Genomic DNA, 17156 nt, shown 5'->3' with positions numbered 1-17156 from the left:
GGGGCCCCGGTCAGTTGACCGGGGCCCCCTCCTCGTACGCCTGTCGACGGCTACGCCGTCTTCTGCTCCCCCGAGCCCCGCCCGCGGGCGTCCCGCGGGATGAGCGTCGGGTTCACGTTCGAGAGGACGACGTCCGCTGTGATGACGACGCGGCCTACGTCCTTGCGGGACGGGACCTCGTACATCACCGACTGGAGGACTTCCTCCATGATGGCGCGCAGGCCACGCGCGCCGGTCTGGCGGAGGATGGCCTGGTCGGCGATCGCTTCGAGGGCCTCGCGCTCGAAGTCCAGCTCCACGCCGTCGAGTTCGAAGAGGCGCTGGTACTGCTTCACCAGTGCGTTGCGCGGCTCGACGAGGATCTGGAGCAGGGCCTCGCGGTCCAGGTTGTGCACGCTCGTGATGACCGGGAGGCGGCCGATGAACTCGGGGATCATGCCGAACTTGACCAGGTCCTCGGGCATGACGTCCTCGAACTGGTCCTTCTCCTCCAGCTCGCGCTTCGAGCGGATCGTCGCGCCGAAGCCGATGCCCTTCGCGCCCGCGCGGGACTCGATGAGCTTCTCCAGACCGGCGAAGGCTCCGCCCACGATGAACAGCACGTTCGTCGTGTCGATCTGGATGAACTCCTGGTGGGGGTGCTTGCGTCCGCCCTGGGGCGGGACCGAGGCCGTCGTGCCCTCCAGGATCTTGAGCAGGGCCTGCTGGACGCCCTCGCCGCTCACGTCGCGCGTGATCGACGGGTTCTCGCTCTTGCGGGCCACCTTGTCGATCTCGTCGATGTAGATGATCCCGGTCTCGGCCTTCTTGACGTCGTAGTCCGCAGCCTGGATGAGCTTCAACAGGATGTTTTCCACGTCCTCGCCGACATACCCGGCCTCCGTCAGCGCCGTCGCGTCGGCGATGGCGAACGGGACGTTCAGCATGCGCGCCAAGGTCTGGGCGAGCAGGGTCTTGCCGGAGCCCGTGGGCCCGAGGAGCAGGATGTTCGACTTCGCCAACTCGATGGCGTCGTCACGGCTTTGACCGCCGCTGTTCTCACCGGCCTGGACCCGCTTGTAGTGGTTGTACACCGCGACCGAGAGGGCCTTCTTCGCCGACTCCTGGCCGACGACGTACCCCTCGAGGAACTCGTAGATCTCGCGCGGTTTGGGGAGTTCCTCCCACCTCACCTCGCTCGTTTCCGCGAGTTCTTCTTCGATGATCTCGTTGCAGAGATCGATGCACTCGTCGCAGATGTACACACCGGGGCCTGCGATGAGCTTCTTGACCTGCTTCTGGCTCTTGCCACAGAACGAGCACTTGAGCAGATCGCCGCCGTCACCGATGCGTGCCACGGTGTGCTTCCCCTTCGCCTGGGAGACGCCTAGGTCCAGCGGCTCCTGGTGCTGCCTTATGTCCGACGGTACCTTGCCGAGCCCCCCGTTCGGGCCCCCCTTGGCGCGGTTCACTTTGTCGTGAACCGCGTCAAGGAGCGGCTGACGATACAGCGCTACGTCACGCGACCGCGGCGCTGTTCATCTTCCGGGTCGAGATGATCTGGTCGATCAGGCCGTACGAGAGCGCGTCCTCGGCAGTGAGGATCTTGTCGCGCTCGATGTCCTCGCGGATCTTCTCGATCGGCGTGGTGGAGTGCTTGGCCAGCAGTTCCTCCAGCTGAGCGCGCATCCGCAGGATCTCGTTCGCCGCGATCTCCAGGTCGGAGACCTGGCCGCGGCCCGTCTCACTGTAGGGCTGGTGGATCAGCACACGGGCGTTCGGGAGCGCCATGCGCTTGCCCGGCGTACCGGCGGCGAGCAGGATCGCGGCGGCGGAGGCCGCCTGGCCCATGCAGACCGTCTGGACGTCCGGCTTCACGAACTGCATCGTGTCGTAAATGGCCGTGAGCGCCGTGAAGGAGCCGCCGGGGCTGTTGATGTAGACCGAGATGTCACGGTCGGGGTCCATCGACTCCAGGCACAGCAGCTGCGCCATGACGTCGTTGGCGGAGGCGTCGTCGATCTGCACGCCGAGGAAGATGACGCGCTCCTCGAAGAGCTTCGCGTACGGGTCGTACTCGCGCACGCCCTGGGAGGTGCGCTCGACGAAACGCGGGATGACATAGCGGGACTCTGCGCGAGGGCCGGTGTACTCGGCCTGCGTGCGGGCGTAGAGGCCGCTGCCGGGGAAGTCGTTCACTGGTGTCTCCTGAGAGCCTGAAAAGGGCTGAGGCGGTCGGCTGGGGGCTCGGAGGGCTTACGTCGGCTGTGGGCCGGCCTAGGCCGCTCCGGTGCCTCCGCCGCCCGGCATACCGGCAGCGGTGGGCATGATGTCGTCGATCAGGCCGTACTGCTTGGCCTCGATCGGGTCGAACCAACGGTCACGGTCCGAGTCGCGAGTGATCTGCTCCACGGTCTGGCCGGTGTGGAAGGCGGTCAGCTCCGCCATCCGCTTCTTGGTGTGCAGCAGCCGCTCGGCGTGGATCTTGATGTCCGACGCCGAACCGGCGAGGCCGGCCGAGGGCTGGTGGATCAGGATCTCGGCGTTCGGCAGCGCGAAGCGCTTGCCCGGGGTGCCCGCGCTCAGCAGGAACTGCCCCATGGAGGCCGCCATGCCCATGGCGATGGTCACCACGTCGTTCTGGATGTACTGCATGGTGTCGTAGATCGCCATGCCGGCCGTGATCGATCCGCCGGGGCTGTTGATGTACAGGAAGATGTCCTTGTCCGGGTCGGCGGCAAGGAGCAGCAACTGTGCGGTGATCTTGTTCGCGATGTCGTCGTCGACCGGCTGGCCGAGGAAGATGATCCGCTCGCCGAGCAGCCGGTTGTAGACCTGGTCGCCGAGGCCACCACCGATGGAGGGCTCGCCGGCGGCTGAAGGCATCAGATTCGTCACGTATCCACCTGCTCGTCTAAACGACGGCGCCGGGGCCGTCTCACGTGTTCTGCCGGGGCGGGGGGCCGTCCGGCGGTTTATCGGGACTCCCCTGCCCTCGTACTCATGGACCCTAACGCGCGGCCCCCTTCAGGGAATCCCGAGGAGAGACCTGTTCGCTGTGAGCGCAGGTCGCGCCCCGTCAGGGGCGCGGGGAACGGCGCGAGCAACCCACGACAAGCCGCACCCGCCAATGAACAGTCCGTGGCAGATGCGTCTGCGGCTTTGTGGGGGCTGCTCGCGCAGTTCCCCGCGCCCCTGAAAAGCCCGGCGGGCCCTGGGACGCCAATGCGTCCCAGGGCCCGCCGTACGCTGCTGAAGCGCCGCAGGCTTACGCCTCGGGCTTCTCCTCAGAGGCCTCGGCGGAGCCGTCCGCTTCCTCGGAGGGCTCGGAGGCGGCCTCCACGGTCTCAGCCGTCTCGTCCTCCTCCTCGTCGTCCAGGTCCACGACCTCACCGTTCGTGTCCTTGACCGTGGCCGCCTCGACGACGACCGCGAGGGCCTTGCCGCGGGCGACCTCGCCGACCAGCATCGGGACCTGGCCGCCCTCGACGACCGCCTGGGCGAACTGGTCGGGGGACATGCCGGAGGAGGCCGCGCGGCGCATGAGGTGCTCGGTGAGCTCCTCCTGGCTGACGTTCAGCTTCTCCTTGTTGACCAGCTCGTCGAGGACGAACTGGGTCTTGATGCCCTTGACCGCGGCCTCGCTCGTCTCGGTGTCGAACTCCTCCGCCGTCTTGCCCTGGATCTCCAGGTACTGCGGCAGGTCGAGGCCCATCTGGCCGAGCTGGTGGTGCTCGAGGTTGTGCTTACGGGTGTTGATCTCGTCCTCGAGGAGCTTCTCCGGGACGGGCACCTCGACCAGCTCGAGCAGCTTCTCCAGGACACGCTCCTGGGCCTGCGTGGCCTGGTCGTACTGCTTCATGTTCTCGAGGCGCTTGCGGCTGTCCGCCCGCATCTCTTCCAGGGTGTCGAACTCCGAGGCGAGCTGCGCGAAGTCGTCGTCCAGCTCGGGGAGCTCACGCGCGGCGACCTGCGTGACCTTGACGCTGACCTCGGCCGCCTTGCCGGCCGCCGAGCCGCCCTTGAGCTCGGAGGTGAAGGTGGCCTCGCCACCGGCCTCCAGGCCCTTCACGGCGTCGTCGATGCCGTCCAGCAGCTCGCCGGAGCCGATGGTGTAGGAGACGCCGTTGGCGACGCCGTCCTCCAGGACCTCGCCGTCGACCTTGGCCTCCAGGTCGATCGTCACGACGTCGCCGTCCTCGGCGGCACGCTCGACCGGGGACGTGGACGCGAAGCGCTCACGGAGCTCCTCGACGGCCTTGTCGACGTCCTCCTCGCTGACCTCGACGGCGTCGACCTCGACCTCGATGCCGGAGTAGTCCGGGATCTCGATGGTCGGGCGGATGTCGACCTCGGCGGTGAAGTTCAGCGTCTCGCCGTCCTTCAGCTCCGTGATGTCGACCTCGGGCTGGCCGAGCACGTTCAGCTCGGCATTGTTGACCGCGTCGGTGTAGAACTTCGGAAGCGCGTCGTTGACCGCCTCCTCCAGAACCGCACCGCGGCCGAACCGCTGGTCGATGACGCGTGCCGGAATCTTGCCCTTCCGGAACCCCTTCACCGTGACCTGCTGGTTGATCTTCTTGTACGCCGCGTCGAGGCTGTCCTTGAGCTCCTCGAAGGGCACCTCGACAGTGAGCCGAACCCGAGTCGGGTTCAGGGTCTCCACGGCGCTCTTCACGGTTCGGTCTCCTTGATGGCTGACTTCTTGGGGTTCTGCTGTCGACCTCTGCCGGATGCGGCGGGTGCCTCAGCGGATTCGCGGCCCTTGCGAGACGTAACAGTGCAGACATACGGGCGCGCAGTTTGCATAGTAGCCGCAGGCGGTACACGCCCCAAAAGGCGATCTTGCGGTCCGGAGGCCCTGGGGCCCCCTGCCGGGTGCCGGACCGGGTCCCTGCTGGTGGTCGGGGTGGCGGGATTTGAACCCACGGCCTTCCGCTCCCAAAGCGGACGCGCTACCAAGCTGCGCCACACCCCGTCGGTGCGACACGTAGGGTACATGCCCACCGGCAGTGCGGCTCCCGCATTTCACAAGCGCTTCCGGGGCCCCGGACGGGATGTGCGGCGAAGGCATGCGACCCGCTACGATGCTCCCGTGCCTCGCGTCCACTGACCTGCGGCGCGTGCTGTGCGGGCGTAGCTCAATGGTAGAGCCCCAGTCTTCCAAACTGGCTACGCGGGTTCGATTCCCGTCGCCCGCTCCATACGGCTCAGGGCCAGGTCAGAGGTTCGATCCTCTGCCTGGCCCTGAGCCGTTTCCGGGTGTCGTCAGTCCCTGAGGAACGCGAGCAGTTCGCCGAGGAGCCGGGCCGGGGCGTCCAGGGGGACGAGGTGGCCCGCGTTCGGGATCAGGCGGAGGCGGGAGCCGGGGACGAGGGAGGTCAGCTCCTTGCCCCTGGCCGGCGGGATCCAGGTGTCCTCCGTGCCCCAGCAGACGGTGACGGGCAGGTTCAGGGTGGGATAGAGGTCCTGGATCTCGTCGGTGTAGCGCTGGTCGGCCTGGGCGATCTGGCGGTAGAACGCCGCCTGCCCCGTCGCGTCCGTCCAGGGAGCGACCAGCTCGTCCAGTACGTGGGGCAGCAGGCCGCGATGGCTCGCGGAGCTCACGTACTCGCGGACCAGGGCCTCATGCAGGGGCGCCGGAAGCTGCTCGAAGACCTCGGCGTTCTCCGCGACCAGGCGGAAGAAGGGGGAGCCCCAGGGTGCCAGGGCGACGGGATCGACCAGGGCGAGGCGGCCGTACCGCGCCTTGTGCAGCAGGTGCGCCCGGAGCGCGACGCAGCCGCCGAAGTCGTGGGCGATGACGGAGGGGGTGCGCAGGTCCCAGGCCGTCAGCAGTTCGGCGAAGACCTCGGCCTGGGCCTTCAGGGAGACGTCCTGGCCTGGGGCCTTCTCGGAGCTGCCGTAGCCGGGCATGTCCCAGACGTGGACCCGGTAGCCCTGCGCGGCGAGCGTCGGGGCCGTCTCGTGCCACACGTAGGAGGAGAAGGGGGTGCCGTGCAGCAGCACCACGGGCGGGCCGTCAGCCGGTCCGAAGCGGTCCCAGCGGACGGTTCCGATCGCGCTGGGCCTGCTTTCGCGCAGCTGCCAGGTGTTCGTCACGTCGTCGGGTCCCACCCGCCGAACCCCCTCAGAACTGGATCTCGTTGATGGTCTCCGCTATCGAGTTGAGGAACCGCTGGATGTCATCGGCCATGCCCGTCGAGGCAAGAAAGAAGCCGAACAGTACGGCGACGATCGCCGGACCCGCCTTGATCGATCCTCCTCGGATCAACACCACCAGGATGATCGCCAACAGCAGCACAACTGACAGCGAAATGGCCACAACTGATCACACCCTACGGTCGGTCCGCTCTCCCGGCCCGAGGGTGCCCGCCCGCACACCCCCGCCAGAACCATCGTGCCACCAACTGGCCCGCCCTATGCGGCAGGTGGGGCATCATCGGCAATCGTTCTCGCCCGACCTGCACAATCCGTCCCGGTACCGCCCTCTCCGGGGGCCATGAACGGCGGGGCCACGTACGGCAATTCGAGGAGCGTCCCGCACGACGAATTCAGGATGGTCATTGCCGTGCCCACACATCGTGTTCGCAGATAATTCGAATTGTTGCCGCAGGCACATCGACAGGCACATCGAGGGGTTGGCAGGCAGGGCAACAAAGGTTAATCAGGGGACATTTCACCAGAGTCGCCCGCGAACGTTATGCACCATTTAGTCGGGATGAAGAGGGACGTAACAGGCGTACGTGGTGCACCGGTTCGGGCCGCACGCCGCCATGTCGACCATGTCGACTTCAGGTCGGGCTTCGTCAAATCGCGCGTACTCACCGGGATAAGCGAGGGTTACGCAGGAATGACGCCTGGGGTTTTACGAAATCGCATCAGCAACGCTAGGGTGCCTCAGATGTTCAACGCTGCCTCGTCCCCCGCATGCGCAGTGAGGTCCCGGATCGTCTCTCCCAGTTCCTGGTGGGAGGGTCTGTGACGAACTCGCTCCGCCCACACGGCCAACAGAGGACGCCGCTCCCGCCGACACAGATGTCGACGTCCGGAGTGACGAGTCCCCGCCCCCCACAGGAAACGCAGGCCGGGACCCCGCGGGCGGGCGCCGCCCCCGCCGGTCCTGACGCCAAGCCGGCCAAGCAGCGCGACGCGTTCTTCGACAACGCCAAGTACCTGGCCATCGTGCTGGTCGCGATGGGGCACACCTGGGAACCGCTGACCGACCACAGCCGCGCCGCCGAGGCGCTCTACATGGTCGTCTACGCCTTCCACATGCCGGCCTTCATCCTCATCTCCGGCTATTTCTCGCGCAGTTTCGACATGCGTGCCGACCGGCTCCAGCGGCTGGTGACCGGCATCGCCGTGCCGTACATCCTCTTCGAAGCCGCGTACTCCGTCTTCAAGAAGGTGGCGGACGACGATCCGAGCCATCCGATCAGTCTGCTCGACCCCTGGTACCTCACATGGTTCCTGGTCGCGCTGTTCGTGTGGCGGCTGACGACCCCGCTGTGGAAGGTCGTGCGCTGGCCGGTGCCGCTCGCGCTCGCCATCGCGGTCCTGGCCTCCGTCTCGCCCGACATCGGCGACGATCTGGACCTGCAACGCGTCCTGCAGTTCCTGCCGTTCTTCGTCATCGGCCTGTGCATGAAGCCCGAGCACTTCCAGCTGATGCGGCGCCGCGAGGTCCGGATCCTGTCGGTGCCGGTGTTCGCCGCCGCGCTGGTCGTGGCGTACTGGGCGGCACCGCGTATGACGTCGGCGTGGTTCTACCACCGTGACAGCGCGCAGGAGCTGGGCACGCCGTGGTGGGCCGGAGTCGTGATGACGCTCGCGCTCTTCGGCTGCTCGATGGTCCTGACCGCCTGCTTCTTCTCCTGGGTGCCGCGCCGCAAGATGTGGTTCACGGTCCTCGGCGCGGGCACGCTGTACGGCTATCTGCTGCACGGTTTCCTCGTCAAGGGCGGCCGCTTCTGGGGCTGGTTCGACGACTACAAGTGGCTGCACCAGCCGCTCGGCGAGATCTTCGTCACGCTCGTCGCCATCGCGGTGATCACCCTGCTGTGCACCCCGCCCGTCCAGCGCGTCTTCCGCTTCGCGATGGAACCGAAGATGGAGTGGGCGTTCAAGCGGGACGCGGCGGAGCTGGCCCGCGAGAGGGCCAAGAAGTCCTAGGCCAGGCCAAGAAGTTCGCGCATCTTCGCGTACTTCTGCTCCAGCCTGGTCCGCGTGGGCTCGTCCAGGGCCGCCAGCCTGGACGGGTCCGCGTTGTGGGCCAGGTCGGATTCCTTGACCAGCAGGGCTCCCGGGGTGCCCAGGATGCGTTCGGCGTACGCCTCCGGGGGCTCGCCCGCCCGTTTGGTGAGGGCCAGGACGATGTCCTTCGTACGCCGGGTCAGCGCGGCCTCGTGCAGCAGCCACTCCTCGGAGACGGCGTCGTCCTCGACGGCGTCGTGCAGCCAGGCGGCGGCGATCTGCTCGTCGTCGCCGCCCCGGGCGCGTACCCCGTCGGCCACGGCCTGAAGGTGCTCGGCGTACGGCCTCCCCGCCTTGTCGGTCTGCGCGGCGTGCGCGTTGCGGGCGATGGCTTCGACCTCGGTGAGGCTCAACAGCTCGTACTTGGTCATGCGTCGAGTGTGCCGCGCAGCGCCGACCTGGCCGGTACCGACACCGCCGTGACACCCAGCACGAGCACGGCCGCCGCGAACGAGCCGTACAACAGTGGCGGTATATAAGGCGCCTGCCCCGTCAGCCCCTTCATCATCGGGACGAGCGTGGCGAGCGCGATGCCCGTGCCGAGGGCGATGCCCGCGAGCGTGACGAGCAGGGCCTCCCAGTGGACCATGCGCAGCACCTGGCGGCGTGTGGAGCCGATGAGCCGCAGGGTGCCCAGCTCGCGGCGGCGGTCGAGGACCGTCATCACCAGCGTGTTGACGGCGGCGACGGCCGCGAAGCCGCCGAGGACCGCCGACATGACGGTGTTCGCCCAGGCGTTCAGCTCGCGGTCGAGGGACTGGGCGGCGGTGTAGTCGCCACGGTCCAGGACCGTGCCGAACCGCGCCAGGCCGGTGGCGCTGCCGCCCTTCGTCCAGATCTCCGTGGCGAAGCCGGAGCTGACGTGACGCGCCAGATCCGAGTGGGTCAAGGTCACCTGGGACAGCCCCATGCCACGGCCGTACGTCGCCACGACCTTCGGCGTCGCCTTCGTACCGTCGGGCAGGCGCACCTCGATGCGGTCGCCCACGGTGACGTCGGCGTTGCGGGCCAGTGAGGCGTCAAGGGCGACCTCGCCCCGCTTCAACGACATGGCGCCCTTCTCGACCTTCAGGTCCTGTACGCGGGCCAGATCCCGCGCCGAACCCGTGACGCCCTGAGTGGAGACGGGCTGCAGGTATCCGCTCGCCTTGACGAGGACCTCGGTCTTCAACAGGCCGACGGCGGCGGTGACTTCGGGGGTGCGGGCGGCCTGCCGTACGGCGTCCGGGGCGAGCCCCGCTTCCGACGACACGATGCGGTCGGCCACGATGCCGGCCCGCTGCTGCTCCTGGGTGACCCGCTCCTCGCTGGTGTGCATGAAGACGAGTACGGAGGTGAAGGACATCGCCAGGACGATCGGGGTGATCGCGGAGGCCAGACGGCGGGCGTTCGCACGGGAGTTGGCGGCCGCCAGCGAGGCGGAGGCGTCGCCGCCGCGCAACGGCAGCCCGAACAGGGCGGCGCAGGCGCGGGCGACCAGCGGGCCGAGCAGCGCCACGGCCATCATGAACAGGAAGACGATGCCCAGCGCCGCGTTGGCCGCGTCCTCGCCGGTCTGCGAGGCGGCGATGCCCGCGAAGACGAAGCCGCCGACGGCCGCCGCGATCCCCAGCGGCGTACGGATCCAGCCGAAGCGCAGCCGCTCCACGGACGCCTCGGAGAGCGCCTGCCCCGGCTTGATCTTCGCCGGGCGGCGGGCCGCCATGTACCCGGCGACCAGCGCGGTGACGAGCACGGCGCCGACGGCCGAGAGCAGCGGGATGTACGAGATCGACAGCTCGACCGGCTCCGGGATCGCGCCCTTGTCCTTGAGCTGCCCGAACCACCAACGGGCCAGCCCGATTCCGGGCAGACAGCCGACCAGGCCGGCGAGGGGCGCGACGAGCAGGTTCTCGGTGGCGATGGAACGGCGGATCTGCCGTGGAGTCGTACCGATGGCGCGCAGCAGGGCGAACTCGCGGGCGCGCTGGGAGATGGACAGCGCCACCGTCCCCGCCGCCGTGAACACGGCCACCATCGTCGCGACACCGCCGAAGGACCCGCCGAGCCCGACGAGAAGCTCCTTCGCCTCGGCGAGGGAGGAGTCCTCGACCGTGCCGCGGTCGTCACCGGCGTGCACCTCGGCCCGGTCCCCGAGGGCACGCGCCACCTGGGCCTTGAGGGCGCCGGGCGTCACCCCGTCCTTCGGCAGGACGGCGATCGCGTCGATACGCCCGGGATGACCTGAGATACGTACGGCCTGAGAGTCGGCGAACCAGGCGGCGCCCTGCCCGGCATCGTCCTTCCCCGCTGTCGCGATGCCGGAGACGCGGAAGGTGCGGGGTCCGTCGGCGGTGGTGAGAGTGACCCGCTCGCCGACCGTGCCTTTGACCGTGCCCTTCGCGAGAACGACTTCACCGTCGCCCGGCGCCCGGCCTTGCGTCAGCCGCTCGCCGGTGAACGCGGTGGAGCCCCAGCCGTGGGCGGTGAGCTGTGCGCCATCGCCCGTCCGGACCGGGAAGGTCACATCCGCGACCGCCTCGCGCGCACCGGACACCGAACCGGCCTTCGCCACCAGGGAGTTGTCCAGCCACGCCTTGTCCGGAACCGGCACGGCGTCGTCCTCGCGGCTGTCGCCGTGGCCGGTCACGCGGTGGGCGCGCTGGTCGGCGGCGGCGACCACGGGGGCGTCGGCGTAACGGGCGGGCGGGACGGAGGCGCGTACGCCCGTCTCCAGGAGGATGCCGCAGGCCGACACGATCAGCGCGGCCATCGCGAGCGCGACGAACGTGCCCACGAAGGCGGCGGGCTTGAAGCGGACGGCGGCGCGAGCCAGACCGTTGGGTACGAACATCAGGCGACCGCTCCTACCTGCTCGGGAGCCGTCAGGGCCGTCATCCGGGCGGCGATCCGCTCGGCCGGGGCGCGCTCGAGGTGGTCGACGATCGATCCGTCGGCGAGGAAGAGGACGCGGTCGGCCCAGGCGGCGGCCGTCGGGTCGTGGGTGACCATGACGACGGTGGCGCCGAGGCTGTCCACGGCCTGGCGGAGCAGGCTGAGGACCTCGCCGGCGGTGCGCGTGTCGAGCGCGCCGGTCGGCTCGTCCGCGAAGACGACGTCGGGGCGGGTGACCAGGGCGCGGGCGATGGCAACACGCTGCTGCTGCCCACCGGAGAGCTGGCCGGGACGGCGCCGCCCCAGGCCGTCGAGACCGACCTGGGCGAGTACCTGGGCCGCCTGGCGCCGGTCGGGCCGGTGACCCGCGAGACGCATCGGCAGCACGACATTCTGCTCGACGGTCAGTGACGGCAGCAGGTTGAACGCCTGGAAGACGAAGCCCAGGCGTTCGCGCCGCAGCGCCGTCAGCTTGTTCTCGCTCATCCCGGTGATGTTCGTACCGCCGAGCCGCACCGTCCCCCCGCTCGGCCGGTCGAGCCCGGCCGCACACTGCAGAAACGTTGACTTGCCGGACCCGGAAGGCCCCATCACGGCGGTGAAACTGCCGCGCGGGAGGCCGAGGTCGATCCCGCGCAGCGCGTGCACGGCGGACCCGCCACGCCCGTACTGCCGCCGCACGCCCCGCAGTTCGACGGCCCAGTCGGCCGCGGTGGCCGGGGCGGCCGTGAGGCCCACGCCGCCCTCCGCCGTCTGGACGCTCCCTGTGACGTTCCCGTCCTTGTACCGCCTCTTACGCAGGCCCATGGCCGGGTCCGTCCTTCCCTCACGTCGAGCACTACCGATGCTTCGACGCTACGGATCCGGCACCCGCCGCGACCATGAGGCCGACCGCCGACTTCGGGGTGGGGAGAACCCCACCAGGGCCACCCAAAGGTCGTTTGGTAAGCTAAGTATTGACCATCCCTTGACTATCCCTTGACTGAGGAGGAACGGCCCATCGGACACGCAGAGATCCTCATCGCCATGGGTGGCGCCTTTCTCGCCGCGGCGATTCTCGCCCGCGCGGGCGCCCGCATCGGACTCCCCACCATTCCGCTCTTCATCCTGGCCGGGATCCTGCTCGGCCCGCACACACCCGGTGTCGTGATCGTCTCGGACCCGCACGATCTGGAGATGCTCTCCGCGCTGGGTCTGGTGCTGCTGCTCTTCTACCTCGGCCTCGAGTTCCACATGGACGACCTCAAGGCGGGCGGCCGGCGGATGGCTGTCGCCGGGGGTACCTACCTCGCGCTGAATGTCGGCGCGGGCCTGGGCTTCGGCTTCGCCCTCGGCTGGGGCACCGCCGAGGCGCTGGTCCTCGCGGGGGTGCTGGGCATCTCGTCGTCCGCGATCGTGACCAAGGTCCTGGTCGACACGGGACGGCTCGGCAACCCGGAGACCAAGCCGATCCTCGGCATCATCGTCGTCGAGGACATCTTCCTCGCGCTCTACCTCGCGGCCCTGCAGCCGATCCTGTCCGGCGCCTCCTCACTCGGTGCGGCGGTCCTCGACGGCGGCAAGGCCTTCGCCTTCCTGCTGCTGCTCGCGCTGGCGGCCCGTTTCGGTACGAGGGTCGTGGGGCGGCTTGTCGCCACCAAGGACGACGAGTTGCTGGTCATCTCCTTCCTCGGGGCGGCCGTCTTCGTGGCCGGGGTGTCGGAATGGTTCGGTGTGGCGGACGCGATCGGGGCCTTCATGGTCGGGCTGATGCTCGGCAGCACGGCTTCGGGGGCGCGGATACGCAAGCTGGTGCACCCCCTGCGGGACGCCTTCGGCGCGATCTTCTTCTTCGCCTTCGGCCTCTCCATCGATCCGGGCGATCTTCCTTCGGTGCTGTGGCCGGTCCTCGCCGCGGTTGCGCTGACGCTGGTCATGAACGTGCTCGCGGGGTTGGGGGCGGCTCGCGTGTACGGCTTCGGGGCCGGGCCCGCGGCCAACATCTCCACCACGCTGCTCGCTCGCGGCGAGTTCGCCCTCATCCTCGCCACGATGGCGGCTGCCGCCGGGCTCGACGACCGGTTGTCGCCGTTCATCGCCGGGTACGTGCTGGTGCTGGCGGTTCTGGGGCCGCTGGCGGCGGGGCGGTCGGAGTGGTTGGCGCGGCTCCTGCCGGGTGGTGGTAGCGGGGCCGACCCGGACACGAGGGTTCCGGAGACGGCGTCTGCCTCCGGCGGTTGAGCGGTTGGGTTCGTTGTCGGGTGCGGGGTTCGTTGTGGCTGGTCGCGCAGTTCCCCGCGCCCCTGGGTGGGTGGTGGGTGCGGGGTCGTGGGCCGGTGCGTCAGCCCGTCGCAGGGTGGGCATACGGCCCGGTGGTGGTACACAGTGCGGGTGACCTGAGACCGAACCTACGCGACGGGCATACGACGCACCGGCCCACGCCCCCTCCCGCCGGTGGGAGGGTGCGGGTGGGTGAGTGGTGGGTGTGTGCGAGTTGGGGCTCGTTTTTTAGCTTGGGGCTCGTCTTTTAGGGGCGCGGGGAACTGCGCGACCAGCCACGACGGCGCTGCAGCCGACAACGGACCCAACTGCTCAACCGCCGGAGGTAACCGGTCCCACAGCACCCTCACGGCAGATCAACAGCAACGCCCGGTCATCATTCACATCCCGCGCCACCGCCTCGATGAGATGCCAGGCAGCGCCATGGAAGCCACCGGCCACATACCGGTCGGCCTCGCCGGTGAGGCGGTCTATGCCCTCGACGATGTCACGGTCGGACGTCTCGACCAGGCCGTCCGTGAACAGCATCAAGACGTCGCCGGGCCGCAACGTGCCCTTCACGGAGTCGAACTGAGCCCCGTCGTACACCCCGAGCAACGGCCCCTCCGCGGACTTCTCCTCCCAGCGCCCGTTCCCCGCACTGAGCTGAAGCCCCGGAGGATGCCCGGCCGAGAAAAGCTCGTAGTCACCCGAGTCCAGGTCCAGGACAAGGTGGATCGACGTCGCGAACCCCTCGTCCCAGTCCTGCCGGAGCAGGTAACCGTTGGCCGCGGGCAGGAACGCGTGCGGCGGCAAGGACCCGAGCAGCCCCCCGAACGCCCCCGACAAAAGCAGCGCACGCGACCCGGCGTCCATGCCCTTGCCGGACACGTCCGTCAGAACGACCTCGAGCGTGCGCCCCCCGTTCGTACGGGCCGCCACCACGAAGTCACCGGAGAACGACTGACCACCGGCCGGCCGCAACGCCATCTCCCGATGCCAACCCATCGGCAGCTTCGGCAACTTGCTCTGGACGCGGATCCGTTCCCGCAGGTCGAAGAGCATCGTGCCGCCCCGCCGCCACGGCACACCGACCCGGCTGCGGAACTGTGCGATGAGCAGCCCGAAGAAGCCACAGGCAGCGACCACCAGAACGATCCCGGGCGTCACCCGGGACGGCCCCTCCGTGTACGGACCGAGCTTCACGGATTCGACGATCAGCGCGGTGGCCGCGGCCGCGTACAGGCCGAGCAGGCTGGCTGGCCGCAGCAGCAGCCCGCCCGCGACGATCGGAAGGACCAGCGCGGCCGGTGAGGCCCACACGGAGTTGACGAGCGTGATGGATGCGATGATCGGAATCGTCAGCAGCAGAGCGGCCAGCGCGACCCAGTCCGAACCGTCCCCGCGGAAGTAGTCGACGGCGGATCTGCGCAGCCCGGTGCGGACCCGGTGCACCTGCTTCTTCAACCGGGCCGTGAACGTCTCGGCCTCCGCGCGCCGCTCTCGTCCTGCTGCCATTGTTCGGGACCCTATCCATCCGACCTGGTACTTGGCACGGGAGGTCCCACTTGTCCCCCGTCCGAGAACCGAAGTCACAGAAACGTCCGATCCCCGAGGATCGCACGGCCGGACGGGGCAGGCCGCCACGAGCCGAGAGAAATCCACTCGCTGATCCCGGATTGCCCTGGTAGGCATGGCATATGACGACGGACCTGCACGTGCTGCGCCCGGACGAATGGGACGAGTGGTACGGGAAGCTGATACTCGCCTTCGGCGGAGTCGACGAACCGGCCGAGGAGCGGGACCTGTGGAACGGTCTCACGGAGTTCGACCGCTCACTCGGTGCCTGGGACGGCGACGTGTGCGTCGGAACCGCGGGGGCGTTCAGCTTCCGGATGACGGTTCCGGGCGGTGCCCCGGTGAAGGCGGCCGGCGTCACCATGGTGAGCGTCGCCGCGACGCACCGCCGCCGCGGGGTGCTGACGTCCATGATGCGGCGGCAGTTGGACGACGTCCGGTCCTGGGGCGAACCACTGGCCGTACTCACCGCCTCCGAACCGGTGATCTACGGCCGCTTCGGCTACGGCATCGCGACACAGCAGCTGCGCGCGGAGATCGACACGTCGCGGGTACGGCTGACGGTGCCGGCGGGCACGGACGACGTACGGCTGCGGCTCGCCGAACCTGGGGCGGACGCCGTACGCGATGCGTGCGAGGCCGTCTACGCACGGCACGTTGCGAACCGGCCGGGGATGCTGGCGCGGCAGCCCGGCTGGGAGCGGCTGCCGCTGCTCGACCCGGAGAGCGAGCGGAAGGGCTCGTCGCCGTTGCAGTGCGTGCTCGCGGAGCGGGAAGGCGAAGTGGTCGGCTACGCCCGGTACTTCATCAAACCGGAGTGGGACATGGCCGGACCCAAGGGCGTGGTCGACCTGCGCGACCTGGAGGCACTGGACCCGGCGGCGTACGCGGCGCTGTGGCGGTTCCTGTTCGACATCGATCTGACGTCGACGGTCAAGGTGCACAACCGGCCCGCCGACGACGCCTGGCAGCATCTCGTCTCCGACATCCGGCGGTGCAGGCTGGGGCTGCGGGACTCGATGCACGTACGGCTCGTCGATGTCGGGGCGGCGCTCGAGGCGCGCACGTATCAGACGCCCGTGGACGTCGTGTTCGAGGTCGAGGACGCGTTCTGCCCCTGGAACGAGGGACGTTGGCGGCTCACCGGTGACGCGAAGGGCGCGTCCTGCGAGCGGAGCACCGACGCGGCCGATCTTTCCCTGTCCGTACGGGAGTTGGGGGCGGCCTATCTCGGTGGCGTGTCCCTGGCCTCTCTCGCCGCGGCGGGGCGGGTACGGGAGGTGCGCCAAGGCGCGCTCGCGGAGGCCGCGCTCGGCTTCTCCTCTGTCGTGGCGCCCTGGCTGCCGCACGGCTTCTAGGCCAGGTCACCGCCGGGTGTTTCACGTTTTCTGGCAGGCCGGGCACCAGAAGAGGTTGCGGGCGGCGAGACCGGCGGTGCGGATCTCGCCGCCACAGATGTGGCAGGGCAGGTTGGCCCTGCGGTACACGTAGACCTCGCCGCCGTGATCGTCCTGGCGCGGCGGGCGGCCCATCGCCTCCGGCTCGTGTTCCGGGCGGACCGTGTCGATGCGGTTGGTGCGGACGCCTTCGCGCATGAGCGCCACGAGGTCGGCCCACATCGCGTCCCACTCGCTTCGGGTGATGTCCTTGCCCGGCCTGTACGGGTCGATGCCGTGCCGGAAGAGGACTTCCGCGCGGTAGACGTTCCCTACGCCCGCGATGACCTTCTGGTCCATGAGGAGTGCGGCGATCGTCGTACGGCTGCGGGAGATGCGTGCGTACGCCTGGGCCGGCTCGGCGTCCTCGCGCAGCGGGTCCGGGCCGAGGCGGGCGTGTATCGCCTGCTTCTCCGTGTCCGTGATCAGGGTGCAGGTGGTGGGGCCGCGGAGGTCCACGTACGCCGTGTCGTTGGTGAGGCGGAGGCGGACGGTTTCGGTGGGCGGGGGTGCGGGGGCTCCGCCGAAGGTGACCTTGCCGAAGAGGCCGAGGTGGATGTGGGTCCAGTCCTCGCTCTCGAAGCGCAGGAAGAGGTGCTTGCCGTGGGCTTCCGCGGTGGTCAGTTCCGTGCCGTCCAGGAGGGCCCCGGCGTCGGTGAACTTGCCCTGCGGGCTCGTGACGTGGGCCTTCCGGCCACCGAAGCGGGCGAGGTAGTCCTCGGCCAGCCGGTGAATGGTGTGCCCTTCGGGCACGGGGTCCTCCTGTTCGTTTCCGTCTGACGGTCCAGGCGGGTT

The 17156-nt window shown here is 69.1% G+C and carries 14 protein-coding genes and 2 tRNA genes; 4 read left to right on the top strand and 12 right to left on the bottom strand.

Going from position 1 to position 17156, the window contains the following annotated elements; genetic code table 11:
• Positions 1 to 50: 50 nt before the first annotated feature.
• From clpX to G5C60_RS40725, 5 genes are all read right to left on the bottom strand, one after another.
• Positions 51 to 1337, bottom strand: a complete 1287-nt coding sequence (gene clpX, locus G5C60_RS40745; protein ID WP_165267480.1) for an ATP-dependent Clp protease ATP-binding subunit ClpX — start codon at positions 1335 to 1337, stop codon at positions 51 to 53.
• A 160-nt stretch (positions 1338 to 1497) separates the two neighbouring features.
• Positions 1498 to 2178, bottom strand: coding sequence for an ATP-dependent Clp protease proteolytic subunit (locus tag G5C60_RS40740; protein WP_165267478.1), 681 nt, complete (start codon positions 2176 to 2178; stop codon positions 1498 to 1500).
• Between the two features lie 78 nt (positions 2179 to 2256).
• Positions 2257 to 2865, bottom strand: coding sequence for an ATP-dependent Clp protease proteolytic subunit (locus G5C60_RS40735; RefSeq protein ID WP_165267488.1), 609 nt, complete (start codon positions 2863 to 2865; stop codon positions 2257 to 2259).
• 382 nt (positions 2866 to 3247) lie between these two features.
• Positions 3248 to 4657 (bottom strand): trigger factor, encoded by a 1410-nt coding sequence (gene tig / locus G5C60_RS40730; RefSeq protein WP_165267476.1) that lies wholly within the window; start codon positions 4655 to 4657, stop codon positions 3248 to 3250.
• A 223-nt stretch (positions 4658 to 4880) separates the two neighbouring features.
• A tRNA-Pro gene (locus tag G5C60_RS40725) sits at positions 4881 to 4957 on the bottom strand.
• A gap of 152 nt (positions 4958 to 5109) precedes the next feature.
• Between G5C60_RS40725 and G5C60_RS40720 the strand changes: the two genes are divergently transcribed.
• A tRNA-Gly gene (locus G5C60_RS40720) sits at positions 5110 to 5183 on the top strand.
• 64 nt (positions 5184 to 5247) lie between these two features.
• On the opposite strand, the gene G5C60_RS40715 is transcribed toward G5C60_RS40720, so the two are convergent.
• Both G5C60_RS40715 and G5C60_RS40710 read right to left on the bottom strand, forming a co-directional pair.
• A complete protein-coding gene (locus G5C60_RS40715; RefSeq protein WP_338146068.1) occupies positions 5248 to 6096 on the bottom strand; it encodes an alpha/beta fold hydrolase in 849 nt (282 codons plus the stop codon).
• Between the two features lie 13 nt (positions 6097 to 6109).
• Positions 6110 to 6304, bottom strand: a complete 195-nt coding sequence (locus G5C60_RS40710) for a hypothetical protein (protein ID WP_165267474.1) — start codon at positions 6302 to 6304, stop codon at positions 6110 to 6112.
• A 656-nt stretch (positions 6305 to 6960) separates the two neighbouring features.
• Here G5C60_RS40710 and G5C60_RS40705 point away from each other — a divergent pair.
• Entirely contained in the window at positions 6961 to 8154 is a 1194-nt protein-coding gene (locus G5C60_RS40705) for an acyltransferase family protein (RefSeq protein ID WP_165267472.1), read from the top strand.
• Here the strand turns inward: G5C60_RS40705 and G5C60_RS40700 are convergent.
• Genes G5C60_RS40700 through G5C60_RS40690 form a run of 3 tightly spaced genes read right to left on the bottom strand, consistent with a single transcriptional unit; the run spans position 8151 to position 11916 of the window.
• Positions 8151 to 8606: an HD domain-containing protein gene (locus G5C60_RS40700; protein ID WP_165267471.1), complete on the bottom strand. Its 456-nt coding sequence runs from the start codon at positions 8604 to 8606 to the stop codon at positions 8151 to 8153. The genes G5C60_RS40705 and G5C60_RS40700 overlap by 4 nt on opposite strands.
• Entirely contained in the window at positions 8603 to 11068 is a 2466-nt protein-coding gene (locus tag G5C60_RS40695) for an ABC transporter permease (protein ID WP_206440593.1), read from the bottom strand. Before G5C60_RS40695 ends, G5C60_RS40700 begins: the two co-directional genes overlap by 4 nt.
• Positions 11068 to 11916, bottom strand: a complete 849-nt coding sequence (locus G5C60_RS40690) for an ABC transporter ATP-binding protein (protein WP_241267433.1) — start codon at positions 11914 to 11916, stop codon at positions 11068 to 11070. The genes G5C60_RS40695 and G5C60_RS40690 overlap by 1 nt, the downstream gene beginning before the upstream one ends.
• A gap of 219 nt (positions 11917 to 12135) precedes the next feature.
• Between G5C60_RS40690 and G5C60_RS40685 the strand changes: the two genes are divergently transcribed.
• Positions 12136 to 13329: a cation:proton antiporter gene (locus G5C60_RS40685; RefSeq protein WP_165267469.1), complete on the top strand. Its 1194-nt coding sequence runs from the start codon at positions 12136 to 12138 to the stop codon at positions 13327 to 13329.
• Positions 13330 to 13680: 351 nt separating this feature from the next.
• On the opposite strand, the gene G5C60_RS40680 is transcribed toward G5C60_RS40685, so the two are convergent.
• Positions 13681 to 14865, bottom strand: a complete 1185-nt coding sequence (locus tag G5C60_RS40680; RefSeq protein ID WP_165267467.1) for a PP2C family protein-serine/threonine phosphatase — start codon at positions 14863 to 14865, stop codon at positions 13681 to 13683.
• Positions 14866 to 15047: 182 nt separating this feature from the next.
• On the opposite strand from G5C60_RS40680, the gene G5C60_RS40675 reads away from it, so the two are divergent.
• A complete protein-coding gene (locus G5C60_RS40675) occupies positions 15048 to 16283 on the top strand; it encodes a GNAT family N-acetyltransferase (RefSeq protein WP_165267465.1) in 1236 nt (411 codons plus the stop codon).
• 21 nt (positions 16284 to 16304) lie between these two features.
• Here G5C60_RS40675 and G5C60_RS40670 read toward each other — a convergent pair whose 3' ends face one another.
• Positions 16305 to 17114: a DNA-formamidopyrimidine glycosylase family protein gene (locus G5C60_RS40670; protein ID WP_165267463.1), complete on the bottom strand. Its 810-nt coding sequence runs from the start codon at positions 17112 to 17114 to the stop codon at positions 16305 to 16307.
• Between the last annotated feature and the right edge of the window lie 42 nt (positions 17115 to 17156).

The sequence above is a fragment of the Streptomyces scabichelini genome (assembly GCF_011045015.1).
In the GTDB taxonomy this organism is placed as follows: domain Bacteria; phylum Actinomycetota; class Actinomycetes; order Streptomycetales; family Streptomycetaceae; genus Streptomyces; species Streptomyces scabichelini.
This window is presented reverse-complemented; position numbering and strand designations above follow the sequence as displayed.